This is a genomic window from Vibrio intestinalis (genome assembly GCF_025195085.2).
GTDB classification, from domain to species: domain Bacteria; phylum Pseudomonadota; class Gammaproteobacteria; order Enterobacterales; family Vibrionaceae; genus Vibrio; species Vibrio intestinalis.
This window is the reverse complement of sequence record NZ_JANAVY020000002.1, coordinates 64,268-83,599: the sequence shown is the minus strand read 5'-3', so window position 1 is coordinate 83,599 and position 19,332 is coordinate 64,268. Positions and strand designations below refer to the sequence as shown.

The window sequence follows — 19,332 nt, the reverse complement described above, 5'->3', positions numbered from 1 at the left end:
TAAGAAGGGGACGAAACGTCCCCTGATTGATTAGGCAGAAAGGATAGTGTTGAGATCGGCTTCAACGCTTGAGATAGCGCGCATATCAAATTTGTCTTGAATAATGGCAAGCAAGTTGTCAGTGAGGAAAGCCGGAGCCGTTGGGCCGGTATAAATACCTTTGACACCCAATGCGAATAGAGTCAGTAGAATCACAATCGCTTTTTGTTCAAACCAAGAAAGTACAAGTGTTAGCGGTAGTTCATTGATGTCGCAGTCAAACTCTTTAGCCAGCGCTAGCGCCAGTTGGATTGCTGAATATGCGTCGTTACACTGACCTACATCGAGCAGGCGAGGGATGCCATTAATGTCACCGAACTGATTTTTGTTAAAGCGGAATTTGCCACACGCTAGGGTCAAAATGAGGGTATCTTCAGGCGCTTGAGCTGTGAAATCTGTGTAGTAGCTGCGCTCTGCTTTGTCACCGTCACAACCACCAACTAAGAAGAAGTGGCGAATATTACCTTGTTTTACTTGGTCAATAACCGCCGGCGCTGCGTTCATGAGTGCATTGCGGCCAAAGCCAACAGTGATCATTTGCTCAATTTCGTTGTGCAAGAAACCTGCTTGAGCCTTCGCGCATTCAATCACTTGCGAGAAGTCGTCGCCTTCAATATGCGCAACACCTGGCCAGCCAACAATGCTACGGGTAAATAGGCGGTCGGCGTATTGACCGACATCTGGGCTAAGTAGGCAGTTGGAGGTCATCACGATTGCGCCCGGGAAATTGGCGAACTCTTTTTGTTGGTTTTGCCATGCGCTGCCGTAGTTGCCCACAAGATGCGGGTATTTGTGTAGTTCTGGGTATCCGTGAGCCGGTAACATTTCACCATTGGTGTAAACGTTGATGCCTGTCCCTTGAGTTTGTTGAAGGATTTTTTCAAGGTCATGTAAGTCATGGCCAGAAACCAGAATACACTTGCCCTGAACCGGTTTTACGTTCACCGCTGTTGGCTGCGGGTGACCAAAGGTTTTGGTTTCACCATGATCAAGCATTTCCATTACTTTGTAGTTCATCAGACCGATCTGCATTGAGCAATCAAGTAGTTGGCCTAGATCTTCTGGGTCAGTGCCCAGCCACGCCATGATTTGATGGTATTCGGCAAAAATAGCATCGTCGGTTTGTTCCAAAACACGTGCGTGCTCCATGTAAGCCGCTGCACCTTTTAAGCCGTACAAGCACAATAAGCGAAGACCAATTACATCTTCATGCACGCTGTCCTTACCACGATTCACCGCCACTTGTGGCGCAAACGCTAAGATCTCTTGCGCTGAGCTTGGTAGTTCGAAATGAGCGACTGCTGGTGCTTGCTCAAGCTCTTGATTCGCTAATGCTGCTACGGCGGTCACTGTTTGCTTTAATTTGTCTTTGTATCGAGCGGCTAAAGTAGCGAGCTCAAGAATGCGCTCTGGATCAAAGTTAACGTTAGTCAGGGTCGCAAAGAAAGCACGAGGCGCCCATTGGTCGATTTCTGCGTCAATGATGTCGAACTTACGCGCTTGAGTTGCCCAGTAAGAGACACCTTGAAGGGTGTAAACCAATACGTCTTGTAGATCGGATACTTCTGATGTCTTGCCACACATCCCTTGCGCGAATGAACAGCCTTTAATGGTTGGGGTTTGAATTGTCTGTTCACATTGAATACAGAACATAGTTGCTCTCCAGAGTTGTCGCCCATTTGATTGATTAAACTGGGCTGTTTGTTTTGATAACTCGGTAGAGCAGGGATTGTGCCAAAATATAAATTATTGAATTTAATGGGTTTTGCTGTTGATGAGAATGTGTTTAGTTGTAAAAAAGACAACGCCTTTGATGTCTTTTTTACAACGGTAAATAGGTTTACAGTTCGAACTTCTTGCCCATGCGATACAAATTACCGCGATCCATCTGCAGGAATTCAGCCGCTTTTGCCCAGACATTATTCGATTCGCTTAATGCATGCTCAATCAGTTGTTTTTGATAACTTTCAACCAGTTGGCGCATTGGCTTACTTTCCGGTGGGAATAAGTCTGATGTGTTTTTTACATCGTGATTTATATTGGGCAGATCGAAATGATGGCCTTCTATTGTTTCGCATTGCTGCTGAATAGCATGTAACGCGGCGCGTGTAAGCGTATGTTCGAGCTCACGTACATTACCTAGCCATGGCTGCTGCTCTAACATATCTAATGCTTTAGGGTGAACATGTAAGTTAGGTGCATTAAACTGCTGGCGAACTTTCTCTAGCAAATAACCGGCGAGCACAGGGATGTCTGAGTGACGTTCGCGCAGGGGCGGCACGTGAATCGGAAACACATTCAGTCTATGAAACAAATCAGAGCGAAAACGACCCTGAACTACCTCATCAGGTAATTTGCGATTGGTTGCTGCGAGAATACGCACATTCACGGTTTGGTACTTGTCACTGCCCACACGTTGCAGTTCGCCTTGCTGAATGACGCGCAATAGCTTGGCTTGCAGTACTAGTGGTAATTCTCCCACTTCGTCGAGAAACAGTGTCCCACCATCAGCGAGTTCAAATTTACCTGCACGATGGCTATTTGCGCCAGTAAATGCGCCTTTTACATGACCAAACAATTCACTCTCGGCTAACCCTTCTGGTAGCGCGGCACAGTTTACGTAGATCATTGGCCTGTCAGCTCGGTGTGAAAGAGCATGAACTTTGTGAGCCACGAGTTCTTTACCCGTGCCAGTCTCACCTGTAATAAGCACCGCATAATCAGAGTGAGCTACAGTCGCGATATTGGTGCTGAGTTGTGCCATCAGAGGGCTTAATCCAATCATTTCTCCATGCTGTGAGCGTGCTTGTTGAATCAGTGTTTGTGTGACGTATTTTTGTTTTCGGTTTTGCGTTCTTAACGCTTTTATTTGACCGATGTTACGTAAGGTTGCCGCTGTCAGTGCTGCGAAGGTTTCGACCGTAACCATATCTAAATGGTCAAAGGCGCCGACGTTAAGTGCATCCATGGTTAATACCCCAACTAGCGCGCCATCAACATACAAACTGCAACCAAGGCAATCATGCACATCAATGTTGTGTTCAATATTCAGCAGCGCTCCGTCAAATGGGTCTGGTAGTGGGCTGTCGGCATCAAACCGCACTGGCTGCTTGCTCGCCATGATCTGTTGTAGGCGAGGGTGCTGAGTTGGGCAAAATCTTCGTCCTAAGATAGCTGAAGTGAGCCCTTCAACGGCAACAGGGGAGAGGTAGCCGTTTTCATCCAGCACAAATAGAGCGCTGGCGTCACAAGGGAACACTTGGCTAATGCCTTGCAATAGTTTTTGGTATTGCTGCTCGGTCGATAAGCTTGAGCTTAAATTGAGGGAAAGTTGCAGTAGGACTTGTTCAACAGACAGTGACATGGAAATGCTCAATCAAAGAATTTGCTGAGCATGGTATCAATAGGATGTATTTTTCACATCGCCCGAAAGGGCATAAACGGCGTACGTTTGATGATGATCAAAAAGGCCTCGTCGAACGAGGCCTCATTGGAATTAGCAATCAGAGCAATCTTCACTGCCACCCGCTTCCATAAACCAACGGGTTAGGTGTGCTTTCAGGTCTTTAAGCTCATCAGGGCCAATTAAGGCTAAGCCAAGATCTTCTGCACGGGTGATGTCGTTGTAACGCAGCGGGCGGAAACTCACTAACATCGCACGCGCTTGTAGGCCGCCTAGTAGGTCGCGCAGTGATTCAAGCTTGTAGAGCGTATCGTCGCCATCATCGCGCATACCTTTAGTCTTACACTCAATGATATGCAGCTTGTTGTTAACTACAGAAGCAACATCAAGCTCGTTACGCACTTCGCGGTCACCCAACTGGCGATACACTTGCACGTTTAATGAACGATCTTGAATGGTTGGCATATCTTGCTGAATTTGGCGCACGGTACTGTGTACCAGCGTTTCTAGCCATTCACCATTTGAGAAGCGGCGCGCCTCTTCACTTTCAAAAGTAAGGATACCGTTTTCGTAAGTGGCGATGTTCGCTTCCACAAGGTCGCTCAGCAGCATATTTAGTTCGCGGTAGCCTTGTTGTTTTTCTGACAGCTCAACATCCAACTTTTGCTCTTTGCGACAGGTCGTTGCAAGGTAGTTGAGTGTCGCAAGACCAGGGCCAAGCTCTAATGCGTTGCTTGCCCAGCGCTCTCCAAGTTCATACAACTTTTGGTCTAGCTGAGGTGGAAGCTCTTGTTCATTAAACTCACCACGCGCGCCAAAAATGGTTAAATAGTCAGAGATGGTAATGCGGTCTTGAACTTGGGTGTCTTCTTTGCCGTCAGGGTAGAGCCAACATAGGCGGTCGCTGTTTGGTTCAACAACAAAAATTGCCCAGTGGTAGCTACGAAATACTTCATAAACTGAGAGCAAGCGGTGACGAAGGCCACAACTTGCGTTGAGTTTAACTTCTTCCCCGCGAGACTTAAGATCTTCCGCTAGCGCTGCCACAGACTGTTTAATCTTAGAGGTGTTTGCAACGTTTGGAATTTGGTAAAACTCAGACGTAATATTGCGTTGTTTCAATACACTGTGCAGACGTTCGTACAATTCTTTTTGGTTTTCAACGCCGATAAACACAATGTGCTGACTAATAGTTCGATTGTCCAATAGTGGAGTGATCAAGCGAATAGGGTCTTGATCTATGATGCCAACATGAACTGCCATAATTGTTCCTCATGTTTGGCTTGCAATACAAACTGGAAAAAAAGGTGAAACGCCGCAAGCCATAATAACCATATAATGTTGGCGCATATAAAAAACAAGGGCGATTAATAAAATTAATCGCCCTTGTTCAATTATTTACAACAAACTTGCGTGTTAAAGCTTGAAGCGATGTACCAATTCTCCTTGCTGATTAGCAAGTTGGGTGAGGTTATTACTGGTTGCAGCAATGTCTGCCATCGCAGTGTAGCTGCTGTCGGCAATGTGGTTGATCTCTTCAATGTTTTGCGCAATTTCAGATGCCGTTTGGTTTTGTTCAGCAGCGGCAGTAGAAATATGGCCACTCATTTGGCTAATTTCCATGATCAGTGATTGAATCTCTTCCATCGCACTGTTGGCGCTAGAAGCTTGATCAACTGACAAGGTCATATCATCCATACAGCTTTGAATAACGCTGTTGGCGGAGGTTGAACTGCTTTGCAAGTTACTGATCATGTTCTCAATCTCAGAGGTTGATTCTGTTGTGCGCTGTGCAAGCACGCGGACTTCATCTGCAACCACGGCAAAACCACGACCTTGTTCACCAGCACGGGCTGCTTCAATCGCTGCGTTAAGTGCAAGTAGGTTGGTTTGCTCTGCGATATTGCGAATCACATCTAGGATAGAGCCAATTTGGCTACTCATGTTTTGCAGCTCTTTCACCGCATCAACCGATTCATTCAAGCGAGTCTCAAGTTGGTTGATGGTAGTGATGTTGGTGCTCATGATCTGACGACCTTGCTCCGACGCTACTTCAACTTTCTCAACCATTTGCAACGAGCTTTGCGCACTTTGCGCCACTTCTTCAACGGAGTGAGTCATCTCAGTCATCGCGGTAGCAACACTCGCCGTTTGCTGGCGTTGTTGGTTAAGCTGTGACTGCGCGTTAGACAGTGTGCTTTGGTTGTTGTTAGCCGTTTGAGTCAGGTTATCTGATGCGTCATTGAGCCTAACAAGAATGTTGTGGAGGTTCTCAGCTAGGTCATTGATATGACCACTTACGCGGCTAAACTCGTTGTTGTAACGAACTTCAATGCGTTGAGTCATGTCACCGTCGCTCAGCCCTTCAAGCGTCTTCAAGATGCGAGTCAGAGGGTCACGAACGCTTTTCGCCAAGCTGTAGCCGATACCAGCAGCCAATGCGCCAATTACGATACACAAGAAAATTGCGCGGACTAGGCTCTCGTCGTACACGTTTCCTGCTTCAGCCAATGAGTTATTCAAACCGTCTTGCGCGGTTTCACTGAATGAGGCCAACAGAGTCATAGAGGTATCCACCTCTTTGGTTAGGTTAGCGATATTTTCATACAGCGCTTTGCGCGAGATAAGGTAGTTGTTGTGTTGGTCTAACACACCGCCTTTTTTACCGATATCCAATGTGAACTGTTTTACCGAAGAATCGAAGGTATTTTTTAGCTCTGGTAATTGAGCAGTAAGGCCACGGTATGCGTAATTTAGGTGAGTAACGGCTTTTTTGTTGCGTGCAACGGCTTTCGCCACGAACGCTGTATCGCTGCTTGCCAATGCATCAGAGGTAATCACTTCTGCATCTCTTAGCTTCACAAAGTAGCTCTTCGCCATCACCTTCACCGCGATCTTATCTTGATCGTCGATGTATTCCTTCATACCGACACTCAGTTCAGAGTGAAGACGTTGGAATTGGCGAGTTGATTTTTGAACTTGTGCTTGGGCGATGAACATATTGCGGTAGTTATCCATCGCAAGCTGTGCTTCATCAAAGTAACGTTGTTCGATTTGCTTAACTTGCTCTACACGCTCTTTTAACTCTGGATGATCAGCACTAGCTTGTTCTAGCTGCGTTAAAGATTGATCGTAACGGGTTTGAGCTTCGCCAAACTGCGCGCGTATCACATCCATGCGCTCAAAACTTTGAGTCGTTAAATAGTCTTTGAAAAGTTTGTCAGCAGAAAGCAAATCAACGTTAGTTTGATTTGAGTAAGACACAAGGGGCAGTGATGTATTGGTTACACTAGCAAAATTTTGATGTATGAGTTCCATACCACGCAATGCCATAAATGTGGAAATCGCGAACATCAAAATGATCAATGCAAACCCAGCGTACATTCTTCGAATCACTGAGCCTTTCATAGACCTCTCCTAAATTTAATAAATATATTATTGGTTATAAAGTACCAGACGCTAAGATATTGTATTGACTACGAGACACGCATTTTTTGACGCACAAGACAAAAATGACTCGATATAAGTTATTTTGAAGCGCAAAATATTAAAATTGAACGCTGTTTTTAATTGTGATTTAGATCGGCATGAAGCATACTCAATTACATAGCTAATCTTATTTCATGGAGTCCGGCATGGCTGAAGAAACCATTTTTAGTAAAATCATTCGAAAAGAGATCCCGGCTGATGTCGTTTACCAAGACGATTTGGTCACCGCATTCCGTGACATCAATCCACGTGCTCCAAGCCATATTTTGATTATCCCAAACAAGCTGATTCCAACTGTGAATGATATTGAAGCGGATGATGAGTTAACCATGGGCCGCATGTTTACCGTGGCAAAGCAACTGGCTAAAGAAGAAGGGATTGACCAAGATGGTTACCGATTGATCATGAATTGCAATGCGCATGGTGGGCAAGAGGTGTACCATATTCATATGCATTTAGTTGGTGGTCGACCACTCGGCCCGATGATAGTGAACTAAACTTATTTGAAAGTGATCTGTCAAAAAAGCACGATCAAAAGGATTGTGCTTTTTTTATAACTACAAATTTCAATACGGAGTACGAATTGAACAATACTCTTCGACTCATACTGGCCTCATTGAGCACCTTGACGCTTGCAGCGTGCGCGAATCTTTCTGCCGGTAATCTTTTTAGCCATTACAGCGCACAAACTCAGCAGGTTTACCAATCGGTAAAAGTTGGCCAGTACCAATTGGCCGAGCAACAATTGCCTGATGAAGTGGCTGGCGACATTTTAGATAATTTTGAAAAAGGCCGCGTGGCGTTGCTTAATCAAGATTATCCGCAGAGTCAGGCAGCACTGGAACTCAGTGACCGCGCGGTTCGTCAGCAGCAAGACCAAGCTACCATCTCTATTTCTGAAACCGCCGTCAACGTTGGCTCTATCGCGGTGAATGACAACTTAAACTTCTATCAACCCGCAGACTATGAGTTGGGCTTTCTCCACCTATACTTAGGATTGAACTACGTTAAAGCTAATAAGCTCGATGACGCTTTGGTTGAAATGCGCCGCGCTAACCAAGTTCAAGAGCGAGCACGCAAAGATAGAGAGCGCGATCTTCAAGACGCTGAACAACAAATGAAGCAGCAAGGGCTAACACCTAACTTGGGCAGTGTGTTAGCAAAATACCCAGACGCAGGGAAAAGCTTACAAGCGGTACAAAATGGCTACTTGCTTTATTTATCGGCATTGTTGTTTGAGGCGGATAATGATTTAAACAGTGCTTATGTTGATTATCGACGAGCGCTAGCGGTTATGCCGGATAACCGCAGTGTGATTGATAGCACAATGCGCGTCGCGAAACGACTGGGTATGCGAGAAGATTTAGCCAAGCTGGAAAAGCGTTATGGCACGTATCAACCGTTAGCAAAAGGCAAAGCGCGAGTCATTGTGTTGCAAGAGCAAGACATAGTAGAAGCATTACAAGGTTGGAAGCTTTCTTTGCCTTTATATGACAGTCGCGGTAACGGCGCGTTGTATTCTTTAGCGTTACCTTACTACCCAACCAGTGCGTCGATTCGCTATACACCTCTGGCTTTAAACCAACGTAGTGTGAATCAAGAACTGTTGGCCGATGTAAACTTGATGGCGCAAAAGAATTTGTCAGAAAAAATGCCGTCAATTGTTATTCGCCAAGCGCTGCGAGTGGTCGCTAAAGATAGGCTCCGTAAAGAGGCCGCTCAAGGTGACGATGTTGGTAATTTACTGTTCAATGTATGGAACACTTTAACCGAGCAGCCAGATACGCGCAGCTGGCAAACTTTACCAGCGAGTGTGTACAGCTCAACGTCGGTTGTAGCGCCGGGAGAGCAGCAACTCTTGGCAGGTTCTCAGGCGTATTCGTTTAATGCGCAAGAAGGTCAAACCGTGCTTGTGTGGTTATCGCGTCAAGGCAATAGCGCCACTATTTGGCACAAACAATTAGGGAAACTGTGATGAAAAAATGGGTTATAGCATTAATGGCAACCTTTGCCGTAGTCGGTTGCAGTTCCAATACTTCGGGGCTGCGTATTGATGGTGGTTCACAGAGCGTGTTATTCGCCAACTCATCGCTAGATCGTCATTTAGCGGTTGAAGATATCACCACCACTGAAATGGATGGTCATACTCGCGGCATAGTGAGTTTGGCGAGCAAAACCAGCGGCGATCAGCATCTGTTGTATCGATTCTATTGGTATGACGACCAAGGGCTTGAAGTTGATACCAAAGTGAGCAATTGGAAACGTTTGATTATCCGTGGAGAAGAGATACTCACTATCTCTGAAGTGGCGGTGAATCCAAATGCCACGCAATTTCGAGTACAGATTCGCGAGCAGGATTAGTACCTGCTAGATGAAACGGAGTGAGGTGTCTCGCTACACACCGTTAGTTACAAATTTTCTGAACCATTCCTACTGTGAGCGGGTCAGAATACGTATAAATTAATGAGAATACATTAAGGATTTTACAATGAAAAAGAGTGTTATTGCGCTGCTGGGCCTAGCGGTAATTCTAGGCGGTTGTTCAAACAAGGTAAGTTACGGTGACGCGCAAGCGGTTGAAACGACCACTATCGACTTTGGTTCGACTGATCTACAAACCATCGCAGCAGAAATGGTTGATAGCATGATGAACTCAGGTTCGGTTGCCGCTATTACTCGTGACTCTCGCCCGATTGTGTTTGTTGAGCGCATCAAAAACAAAACCAGCGAACATATTGATACAGAATCTATTACAGACACGATCAGTACGAAAATGCTGAACTCTGGCAAGTTCCGCTTTGTCGATATGGGCCGTGTTGAAGCGGTTCGTGATCAGCTTAAATTCCAAAACAATGATGAGCTTGTAAACCAAAGCAACGCGATTCAATTTGGTAAAATGGTCGGCGCGCAGTACATGCTTTACGGCAACCTATCGAGCATCGCCAAAGCTGATGGCAGCGATAAAGACGTTTACTACAAAATGACCATGCGTTTGATGGATCTTGAGACAGGTCTTATCGAATGGGCTGATGAAACGGAAATTCGTAAGCAAGAATCTAAGAGCCTACTAGGCCTATAACATAAGGAGCGTGATATGGCGCGAATGTCTTGGCAAGAAGCATGTCAATTAGATAGTTCATTGGTGTCATTAGAGCGCTTCTTTTCTATCCCCCCTGATTATGGGCAAACCTTAACAGGGGGGCTGACGAATCGTTGTTGGAAAGTCGTTACTCAAAGCGGCGACGCCTATGTGTGGCGACCGACCACACCCATTACTCAAGCTTTTTCTATTTCCCGCTTTCAAGAATATCAAATCTTATCCGCCATCCAAGAATCGCAACTTAGCCCCAAGCCTATATACATTAACGATCAAGGCTTGCTGGTGGAGTGGATTGAAGGCGAACCGCTGACTGACAACCTCAGCCTTGATCTGATGTTAGAGGCGCTTAAGGCGGTGCACAGCGTAGATACTACTCGCGTGCCTGTTGCGCCTTTCAACTATACCGCCCGAGTAGACCATTACTGGATGCAGCTAAAAGATCATCTTAAAACCGAGCGCTACCAAACCATTTATCGTGATTGGCGAAATGCGCCAAGCCTTGCTGATGTTGGCCATACCTTGTGCCATTTCGATTTAGCGGGCTATAACATGGTGAATACCTCTGCGGGGGCGAAAATCATAGATTGGGAATACGCGACGATTGCAGACCCGCGCTTGGATCTGACGTTGAGCCTTGAAGTCGCAGACGCGAACAGCATCGAAAACATCCATCGTTATTGTCAATTGCGTGAAATAGAAGGCGTTGATGATTGGGTTGAAGGGGTCTTAGCTTGGACGCCAAGAGCCTCGATGATGGCGATGTTATGGTATTTACTGGCGTATCAACTGTGGGGTGATGAGCCGTATTTACGCCAAGCAGAGCAGCTTAGCGAACAGTTTTGCAAATGAGATCACTGTTTCACGTAAAGTTATTATGAATTTTACAATGCGAACTTTAAAACCCTAATTTTCGTGTTAGATTAAAATTAGTTTGTTGCAGTTTAGTTAGTCACTCTCGAACTCGTGTTAAAACAAACAGTATAATAAATCGGGGAAACAACATGATAATTTACCTTCACGGCTTTGATAGCACTAGCCCAGGCAATCACGAAAAAGTTTTACAATTGCAGTTCATTGACGACGATGTTCGCTTCATAAACTACAGCACACTTCACCCAAAACATGACATGCAGCATCTGCTTAAAGAAGTTCACAAAGTGATTGCGCAGTCAGATGACCCAAATCCAATTATTTGTGGTGTTGGCCTTGGTGGTTATTGGTCAGAGCGAATCGGCTTCTTATGTGGTATCAAGCAGGTTATCTTTAACCCGAACCTTCATCCAGAGAAAAACATGGTTGGCCGAATTGATCGCCCTGAAGAATATGAAGATATCGCGACGAAATGTGTCTCTGAGTTTCGTATGAAAAACGCCAAACATTGCTTAGTGGTGTTATCAAGAAAAGACGAGATTCACGATAACTCTAAGAGCGCGGCAGAGCTTGAAGGCTACTATGACATCATTTGGGATGAGAAAGAGAGCCACAAATTCAAGAAAATCTCCCATCACCTTCAAGCAATGAAAGCCTTCAAACAAGCCAATTAATTCGATTCGGCATAAATTGTTGCAAAAAAGCGATACAACTAAAGTTGTGTCGCTTTTTTAGTTTTTAGACCACAAAAGTCGCAACTTAGCTGTTTATTAACCTGCTGAAAAGAATTAAAGCAAACTTTCCTGCCGAGCGAGAAAGGGGCATATTGGTATTGCTGCATAAACCCCTAACTTTTATGCAGAGATTCGTGCAATCTATGGTTGCGCAGTAAGTTTTGCTCTATATAATGAGCGAAGTAAAAATTATTTGATAAATATCAAAAAAAATTGAGAGTGAGTAAGAAACTTACCCAAATTTTTGCCAAACCGAGCAAAAAAATAGCCCGGAACGAGCAATCGGCTCAAATTGAGCTTTTAATCCAATACGTAACTCGAAGTACCTCTATCGCAAACGAAGGCGAAGATTGATTAAGAATTCCATCAAATCGCGTAACGCGGTTTGTATAAATTTAATGTTTATTGTTTTTAGAGGGTAGTTGCTGTGACACGAATTATCGTAGTAGGTGGCGGTGCAGGCGGTTTAGAGCTTGTGACTAAGCTAGGCCATACACTTGGCCGTAAAGGACGTGCTAGCGTAACTTTGGTTGACCGTAAGGCAAGCCATTTATGGAAACCATTATTACACGAAGTGGCGACCGGTTCGTTAGATGAAGGCGTTGATGCATTGAGCTACCGCGCACACGCGAAAAATCACCATTTTGATTTTCAAATGGGCAGCCTAGCGGACATCGATCGCGAGCGTAAAGTTATCACTTTAGCAGAGCTAAAAGATGATAACGGTGAGCTATTGATGCCGAGCCGTGAACTTGAATACGATGTATTGGTTCTGGCGATTGGTTCAACATCGAACGACTTCAACACACCAGGTGTTCGTGACAACTGTATTTTCCTAGACAGCCCTGAACAAGCGCACCGTTTCCGTACCAATATGAACAACGAATTCTTAAAGCTACACGCTAAGAATGGTCAAGGTACAGTAGACATCGCTATCGTTGGCGCAGGCGCAACGGGTGTTGAGCTTTCAGCTGAGCTGCACAATGCAGTGAAAGAGCTGCGTACATACGGCTTTGGTGATCTAGACTCAAGCAAGCTAAATGTAAACCTAGTTGAAGCGGGTGAGCGCATTCTTCCAGCTCTACCAACTCGTATCTCAAGCGCTGCGCACCAAGAGCTAACTAAGCTAGGTGTTAACGTGCGTACAGCGACTATGGTAACGCAAGCTGATAAAGATGGCTTAGTGACTAAAGATGGCGACAAGATCCCTGCACAAATCATGGTTTGGGCCGCTGGCATCAAAGCCCCTGATTTTATGAAAGAGATCGGCGGCCTTGAAAGCAACCGTATTAACCAGCTAGTTGTGAAAGACACGCTGCAAACCACTCGCGACGACAGCATTTTTGTTATTGGGGATTTGGCTCAGTGCACTCAAGAAGATGGTTCATTTGTTCCACCTCGCGCGCAAGCCGCTCACCAAATGGCGAGCCGTGCGTTCTCTAACATCATTGCTAAGCTAAACGGCCGTGATCTAAAACCTTATGTTTACAAAGACAAAGGCTCTTTGGTTTCACTTAGCCGCTTCTCTACCGTGGGCAGCTTGATGGGTAACCTGACTAAAGGTTCTATGATGGTTGAAGGACGTATCGCACGTGTGGTGTATATTTCTCTCTACCGTTTACACCAAATGGCGTTGCACGGTGTGTTTAAGACCGCTCTTATTATTCTGATGGGCCGCATTAACCGCGTACTACGTCCGAACTTGAAGCTGCATTAATTGATGCCAGTTTGAAAATGAAAAAGACCTCCGTTTGGAGGTCTTTTTGTATCTGCACTTTATGCTGAGGTTAACTTAGAGCGGTGACTTAACTGGGGATGATGGAATAGACCGCCCCTTGTTTTGGTTTTCCATTAAACACGAAACGATTGGCGGCGAGAGTTTCAAATTTGGCACCGCAGGCAATGGCAAGGCGCTGGCTCGCTTGGTTGTCTGGGTCACAAACAATTTCCACTCGCGTAAGCTTTAAGATATCAAAACAAAACTCGACTAAGGCGTTAACCGCTTGCTTTGCGTAGCCTTGCTGCTGGTAACTGTCACCAATCCAATAGCCAATACTGGCCATATTGAAGGTTTGATAAAGCTCGTTGATCGCCACCATACCAATCAGTTTGTCGTCGCTGCGGCGGAAAATACCGAATCCATACGCTTCAGATTTGACCCAATTCAGTCGAGTTGCGAGCAAAAATTGTTCGGCTTCAGAGTGAGTAAAGTCGCTATGACACCAGTCTATCCATTGATGCAGGCTAGGGGAGTGCGTGACTAACTGCTGGAGCTCTTCACTGCACTCGGCATCAATCAGCCTCAAGACAAACTGTTGGGTAATGATTTGATAATCAGGACTCATTCGGTATTCATTACTTAAAGCATGGCGCTTTGTTGAAATGACTTTCTATCAAGCGTTGAGTAATAGGGTGCTCTGGACAGGTCAAAATACTCTGGGTATCACCAGCTTCAACTACGTTGCCCTCATGCATTACCATTACTTTATCAGTGATGTGCTTCACCACGCCGATGTGCTGAGACACGTAAACAAAAGAAACGCCCATCTCTTCTTGCAGCTCTAGGAACAAGTTGATGATCTGCGAGCGCATTGCCATGTCTAAGCCGTTTAACGCCTCATCAGCCACTATGATAGAGGGTTGCAGAATCAGCGCGCGAGCGAGACATACGCGCTGCTTTTGGCCTGTCGCTAACATTTGCGGGTAGAAATACGCATGTTCTGGCAGCAAGCCAACCCGCAGCAATGTGTCTTTCACACGACGCATGCGAGCTTCTGGTGGCATGTTGGTGTTTCGCTTCAGTGGGCCTTCTAAAATTCGACCGATCTGAATTCTCGGGTTTAGTGAGGTATTCGGGTCTTGGAAGATCATTCGAATCAGCTTACAGCGGGTCGAGTAATCTTTGTGTTCTAACAGGTCACCATTGACTCGAATCTCACCCGAACTAGGCTCAACCATGCCCGCCAGCATACGAGCCAGTGTTGATTTACCTGAACCGTTTTGGCCGATAAAACCAATAGTTTGGCCTGCTTCTAACGTGAAGCTTACCGGTTTAACCGCATGTTGCTCTTTACGACGGAAGATGCCTGAGCGAGTGACAAACGATTTGGATAAGTTGGTCACTTCGAGTAAAGCATTACTGCTGGTCATGCTTTTTTCTCCGTATTGAGAGGGAAGTGACATGCATATTTATGATTTTTCACGCGTTTTGCCATTGGGATTTCCACACACTGCCTTTGCGCATAAGGGCAACGTGGCCCAAGACGACAGCCGATAGGCAAGTGCTGCAAAGGAGGGATGGTCCCCGGTAGTGATTGAAGTTTTTCTTTATGGGGAATCCACTCAGAAAAATCAGGCATCGCTTTTAGTAGCGCAACCGTATAAGGGTGCTTAGGCTTGGCTAAGATCTTGTCGGTATCGGCTGACTCTACCGATTGGCCGCAATACATTACTGTAATACGGGTCGCCCATTGGGTAATAGTGGTCAAGTCATGACCAATCAACATAATGCTGGTGTTGTGCAACTGATTCATGCGGCTGAGTAGACGCAAAATCTGAGACTGAGTGATTGGGTCTAAGTCATTGGTTGGCTCATCAGCAATCAGCAATTTTGGTTTTGCTGCAATCGCCATCGCAATCATGATTTTTTGGCACTCACCATCAGTTAGCTCATACGGGTAGCTACTCATGATCTGTTTGTGGTTTTTAATCCCGACTTTGTGCAGTAGGGCAATGGCCTGCTTTTTACGCCATTGAAAACGTTGCCACCAACGGCCTTCAAATGAACGCGAAGGAATCGCCTCAATCAGCTGTTTGCCTACTTCGTCTGATGGGTCCAAACAGGTTGAAGGTTCTTGGAAGATCATCGCGATATCACGCGCGATCACACGACGTCTTTCACGTGGTGTCAGTTGCAGTAGGTCGATATTGCCAAGGCGCATACGGTCAGCGGTGACCCGCCAGTTGTCTTTACAAACACCGACAATCGCCTTTGCGACTAAGCTTTTTCCTGAGCCAGATTCACCCACTAGGCCACGAATCTCACCTTCGTTTAAGGTAAGACTCATACGGTCTACCGCTTTGACCATACCTTGCGGAGTTTCAATCTCAATGGTTAAGTGTCGAATATCTAGTAATGGCATTATTCGATCCCCGCATTGAGAGCTCGGCGCACGCCTTCACCCACTAAGTTGACCACGATAACTGTACACATAATGGCTAGCCCCGGCAGGGTTACCGTCCAAGGTGCTAGGTAAATGAGCTCTACCGAGTCGCCCAAAATTGCGCCCCATTCAGCACTTGGTGCTTGTGCGCCAAGGCCTAAAAATCCTAAAGCGGTGATATCTAAAATCGCGATAGAGAGCGCAAGGGTAAACTCAGATGCGAACACCACTAAGATGTTAGGCAGGATAGAGTTCCAGAGCAGGTAGAAATCATTCGCGCCATCTAAACGCGCAGCGAGTACGTAGTCTTTTTCAACTTCGGTGTGCACGGCAATGTAGACTGAGCGAATAAAGCGCGGAATAAGCGCTAAGCAGATTGCCAATAATACGTTGAATTCCCCAAAGCCGAGGAAGGCCACGAAAATAATCGCAAGTAGCAAAGAAGGGATCGACATAACGGTATCGAGTAGGTGGTTCAAAATACTCGATAGAAGCCCTTTGGTCATACCCGCTAGGATGCCAATCAAACAGCCAATAGCCGCTGCAATTACTGTGATGATAACCGCCGCACCAAAGGTAAGCTGAGAGCCAACAATCAGACGAGACAAAATATCACGGCCTAAATCATCGGTACCTAAGAAGTACTCAACCGTACCTGCGGGGTTCCATGATGGAGGCAGTAAAAGTTCACCGGTTTGAGCCTGAGGGTCGTGCGGGGCAAGCCATGGTGCAATCAATGTGATCAGAACAATGAGTACAAAGCACCATAAGCCAAACATAGCGAGGCTGTTAGCGCGATAACTGCGCCAAAAACGCTCGAATTGCGTTGGGATACGCTCTTCTTGATAAACGCTATCGGTTAGCATACCACTCTTTCCTTACTAACGGATTGACCATCGCACCAATCAAATCAGACAAAATATTCGCCGTTAACACTAGGGTTGCGACCACGATGACACCCGCTTGAATGGCAACGTAATCTTGGTTAGACAGAGCATCGAGTAACCAACGGCCAATACCCGGCCAGTTGAAGATGGACTCGGTCACTATCGCTAATGTAAGCATACTCGATAACTGCACGCCGATCTTAGGGATGATAGGCGGAATCGCATTACGCAAAACGTGCTCGGTAACGATCTCATGTGTGGCTAAACCTTTGATTCGTGCCGCGCGAATATAGTTCTTGCTCATGACTTCTGAAACCGAAGCGCGCATCAAGCCAATAACCTGAGTAGTCGGGGCAAGCGCCAAAACCAAACAAGGCAAAATCAGATGGTCAATCACGCTTTGTAGTGCGTGAGCGCGGTATTCACCTTTGGCAAAAAACGCATCAATAATGGCAAAGCCAGTAATGTGGTCGATTTGATACAGTAAGTCATAGCGACCAGCCACAGGGAACACTTGGTAGTGCAGCGAGAACACCATGATCATCAACAGCGCGACCCAAAACAGCGGCGCAGAGTAACCCGACATGGAAGTGAAAGAGATGATGGTATCTAGCCATTTACCTTGCTTCATGCCCGCAACGGTGCCGATTGGAATACCAATCAACAGTGATAAAACAAATGCGATTAAACACAGCTCTAGCGTGGCAGGGAAGACGGACTTCAACTCATCGATGATAGGCACACCGTGCTTATTCACCCCAAAGTTGAGCTGCATAAGCTCACCAAGGTAATTAGACCAACCTTGCCAGTAATCTTGCAGTAACCAAGGGGAGGTTGGATCAAGACGCAGCAAGCTGTAACCGACCACAGTTAAGATCAGCAAAGTGATAATGAAAAGGTTGAGGCGACGAATCGTATACAACAGCATTTATTGCACCCTTTCCACTAAATCAAACGGTTGAGCATTAAATGGACTCACTTTAAAACCGGTCAACGATTTATCATGCGCTTGGAATTGCATGCCATGGTTGAGCGGAATGACAGGAAACTCTTGGTTCAAAATATTCTGGGCTTGCTTATAGAGATTGAGTCGATAGCGCGGCTTATCCACTTCCAATGCCAAATCAAGCAAGAAATCGAAATCAGGATTACACCAGCTAGATACATTTAATCCGGCACGTTCTGAATCACAAGATAGCAGTGGGCGTAAGAAGTTATCTGGGTCGCCAGTGTCCGCTATCCAGCCAGTTAGGTAGAGATCGATGTTGCTGTCGCTTGCTAGGTCATTGCGATTGAAACGATCATCAGTCATTAAATTGAGCGTAATGCCAATATCGGCGAAGTTCGCTTGGATAAGCTCAGCGGTTTTGCGCGGGCTAGGGTTGTAAGAGCGCGGTTCAAGAGGTACTGACATATTAAGCTCTAAACCTTTGCTATAGCCTGCTTCGCGCAGCAGAGCGATTGCGTAGTTACGATCGTAGCGAACTTGAATGTTGTCGCCGTTGTAGGCCCATGAATTTGGCGGCAATACCGAATACGCCTGACTGCCTGTTCCATAATAAACCGAATCGAGGATGTTCTGGCGGTTTATGGCGTAGTTAAGCGCTTTACGTACCCGAGGATCATTCAGGGCTGGATGCGAGGTGTTGACCGCAATAAAGGAAATATTCATCGCTGGTTTTGCGGTCAGCTCGATACCGTCATGAGCTTCAATGGTTGGAATTTGGCTAGAGAGTGGTGAGCTTAATACGTCACATTCATTACGGAGAAGCTTCGCCAGTGTACCTGTACCACGGTGCGAAATATCAAACACCACTTGTTCCATTTTAGCGCGACCTGCCCAGTAGCCATCATGGCGCTTCAAACGCACCAAATCGTTGATCTGATAATCATCAAGATAGAATGGACCGGTACCAACAGGGTGGCTGTCTAGCATTGATTTTTCGTCAGATACTTGCAGTTGGTTGCCATACTCTTTAGACAAAATTACCGCGTGGCTGGTCGAAATGTTCGATAAGAAAGTGTTATCAGGTCGAGCAAGCGTGAATTTTACCGTGTGCTTATCGATGGCCTCAATGTTGGTCAATAAGTTCTGAAAATCGATGCCACTGAACCAAGGATATAAGCCGCTTCCAACGTAGTGGAATGGATGCGAAGAGTCGATGATTCGGCGGAAACTGAATACGACATCGTCAGCGGTGAGGTGACGTGATGGCGTAAACCAGTCAGTGGTTTGAAAAGAGACGTCTCGTTTTAACTTAAAGGTATACTCTGTACCTTCATCGTTTACTTGCCAGCTTTCAGCGATATTCGCCACGGGCTGGAAGGTTTCACCATCAAGTGTGAGTATAGTATCAAACAGTTGAGAACTGAGAGTTTCTGACGTGATGCCACTATCCACAAGCTGTGGATTGAACGTAGTTGGCCCTGCTTGTCCACAAAAGACAAATCCAGATTGGCGCACTTTATTGTGGTTAATTTTTTCGCCACAGCCAGCCAGTAGGCTAACCGCAAAAAAACTTAACGTCAGTTGTGTGAATGCTTTCATAAGAATATGGGAATCGAAGCACAGCGGAACTCACCATTATGCCTCATCCCTCCAGTGTGTGACTACTAATTGTTTTTGCAAACCTAATTATTAATTTTA

At 45.9% G+C, this 19,332-nt stretch carries 17 protein-coding genes; 7 read left to right on the top strand and 10 right to left on the bottom strand.

Going from position 1 to position 19,332, the window contains the following annotated elements:
• Positions 1-30: 30 nt before the first annotated feature.
• The 4 genes from hcp to MU515_RS04870 form a co-directional block, all read right to left on the bottom strand.
• Positions 31-1,692: a hydroxylamine reductase gene (gene hcp / locus MU515_RS04885; RefSeq protein WP_260259255.1), complete on the bottom strand. Its 1,662-nt coding sequence runs from the start codon at positions 1,690-1,692 to the stop codon at positions 31-33.
• 187 nt (positions 1,693-1,879) lie between these two features.
• The gene (gene norR / locus MU515_RS04880; protein ID WP_260259254.1) at positions 1,880-3,403 is read right to left on the bottom strand and encodes a nitric oxide reductase transcriptional regulator NorR; all 1,524 of its coding nucleotides are present in this window, start codon (positions 3,401-3,403) and stop codon (positions 1,880-1,882) included.
• 132 nt (positions 3,404-3,535) lie between these two features.
• Positions 3,536-4,705, bottom strand: a complete 1,170-nt coding sequence (locus MU515_RS04875; protein WP_260259253.1) for a DUF1887 family protein — start codon at positions 4,703-4,705, stop codon at positions 3,536-3,538.
• Positions 4,706-4,858: 153 nt separating this feature from the next.
• The gene (locus MU515_RS04870) at positions 4,859-6,850 is read right to left on the bottom strand and encodes a methyl-accepting chemotaxis protein (protein ID WP_260259252.1); all 1,992 of its coding nucleotides are present in this window, start codon (positions 6,848-6,850) and stop codon (positions 4,859-4,861) included.
• A 227-nt stretch (positions 6,851-7,077) separates the two neighbouring features.
• On the opposite strand from MU515_RS04870, the gene hinT reads away from it, so the two are divergent.
• The 7 genes from hinT (at position 7,078) to MU515_RS04835 (ending at position 13,352) form a co-directional block, all read left to right on the top strand.
• Positions 7,078-7,428, top strand: a complete 351-nt coding sequence (hinT, locus tag MU515_RS04865) for a purine nucleoside phosphoramidase (RefSeq protein ID WP_260259251.1) — start codon at positions 7,078-7,080, stop codon at positions 7,426-7,428.
• An 86-nt stretch (positions 7,429-7,514) separates the two neighbouring features.
• Positions 7,515-8,906, top strand: a complete 1,392-nt coding sequence (locus tag MU515_RS04860; protein ID WP_260259250.1) for a COG3014 family protein — start codon at positions 7,515-7,517, stop codon at positions 8,904-8,906.
• Positions 8,906-9,292: a YcfL family putative periplasmic lipoprotein gene (locus tag MU515_RS04855; protein ID WP_260259249.1), complete on the top strand. Its 387-nt coding sequence runs from the start codon at positions 8,906-8,908 to the stop codon at positions 9,290-9,292. Before MU515_RS04860 ends, MU515_RS04855 begins: the two co-directional genes overlap by 1 nt.
• Positions 9,293-9,419: 127 nt before the next feature.
• On the top strand, positions 9,420-10,010 hold the full coding sequence (gene lpoB / locus MU515_RS04850) for a penicillin-binding protein activator LpoB (RefSeq protein ID WP_260259248.1): 591 nt from the start codon (positions 9,420-9,422) through the stop codon (positions 10,008-10,010).
• 15 nt (positions 10,011-10,025) lie between these two features.
• Positions 10,026-10,880 (top strand): phosphotransferase, encoded by an 855-nt coding sequence (locus MU515_RS04845; protein WP_260259247.1) that lies wholly within the window; start codon positions 10,026-10,028, stop codon positions 10,878-10,880.
• 152 nt (positions 10,881-11,032) lie between these two features.
• On the top strand, positions 11,033-11,575 hold the full coding sequence (ycfP, locus tag MU515_RS04840) for an alpha/beta hydrolase YcfP (RefSeq protein WP_260259246.1): 543 nt from the start codon (positions 11,033-11,035) through the stop codon (positions 11,573-11,575).
• 487 nt (positions 11,576-12,062) lie between these two features.
• Entirely contained in the window at positions 12,063-13,352 is a 1,290-nt protein-coding gene (locus MU515_RS04835; protein ID WP_260259245.1) for an NAD(P)/FAD-dependent oxidoreductase, read from the top strand.
• An 88-nt stretch (positions 13,353-13,440) separates the two neighbouring features.
• Here MU515_RS04835 and MU515_RS04830 read toward each other — a convergent pair whose 3' ends face one another.
• From MU515_RS04830 to MU515_RS04805, 6 genes are read right to left on the bottom strand one after another with little or no spacing between them, the layout of a single operon-like run.
• The gene (locus MU515_RS04830; RefSeq protein WP_260259244.1) at positions 13,441-13,980 is read right to left on the bottom strand and encodes a GNAT family N-acetyltransferase; all 540 of its coding nucleotides are present in this window, start codon (positions 13,978-13,980) and stop codon (positions 13,441-13,443) included.
• A gap of 10 nt (positions 13,981-13,990) precedes the next feature.
• Positions 13,991-14,785, bottom strand: a complete 795-nt coding sequence (locus MU515_RS04825; RefSeq protein ID WP_260259243.1) for a peptide ABC transporter ATP-binding protein — start codon at positions 14,783-14,785, stop codon at positions 13,991-13,993.
• The gene (locus tag MU515_RS04820) at positions 14,782-15,777 is read right to left on the bottom strand and encodes a peptide ABC transporter ATP-binding protein (protein WP_260259242.1); all 996 of its coding nucleotides are present in this window, start codon (positions 15,775-15,777) and stop codon (positions 14,782-14,784) included. The genes MU515_RS04825 and MU515_RS04820 overlap by 4 nt, the downstream gene beginning before the upstream one ends.
• Positions 15,777-16,664 (bottom strand): putrescine export ABC transporter permease SapC, encoded by an 888-nt coding sequence (gene sapC / locus MU515_RS04815; protein ID WP_260259241.1) that lies wholly within the window; start codon positions 16,662-16,664, stop codon positions 15,777-15,779. The genes MU515_RS04820 and sapC overlap by 1 nt, the downstream gene beginning before the upstream one ends.
• On the bottom strand, positions 16,651-17,613 hold the full coding sequence (locus tag MU515_RS04810) for an ABC transporter permease (RefSeq protein WP_260259240.1): 963 nt from the start codon (positions 17,611-17,613) through the stop codon (positions 16,651-16,653). Before MU515_RS04810 ends, sapC begins: the two co-directional genes overlap by 14 nt.
• On the bottom strand, positions 17,614-19,233 hold the full coding sequence (locus MU515_RS04805; RefSeq protein ID WP_260259239.1) for an ABC transporter substrate-binding protein: 1,620 nt from the start codon (positions 19,231-19,233) through the stop codon (positions 17,614-17,616).
• Between the last annotated feature and the right edge of the window lie 99 nt (positions 19,234-19,332).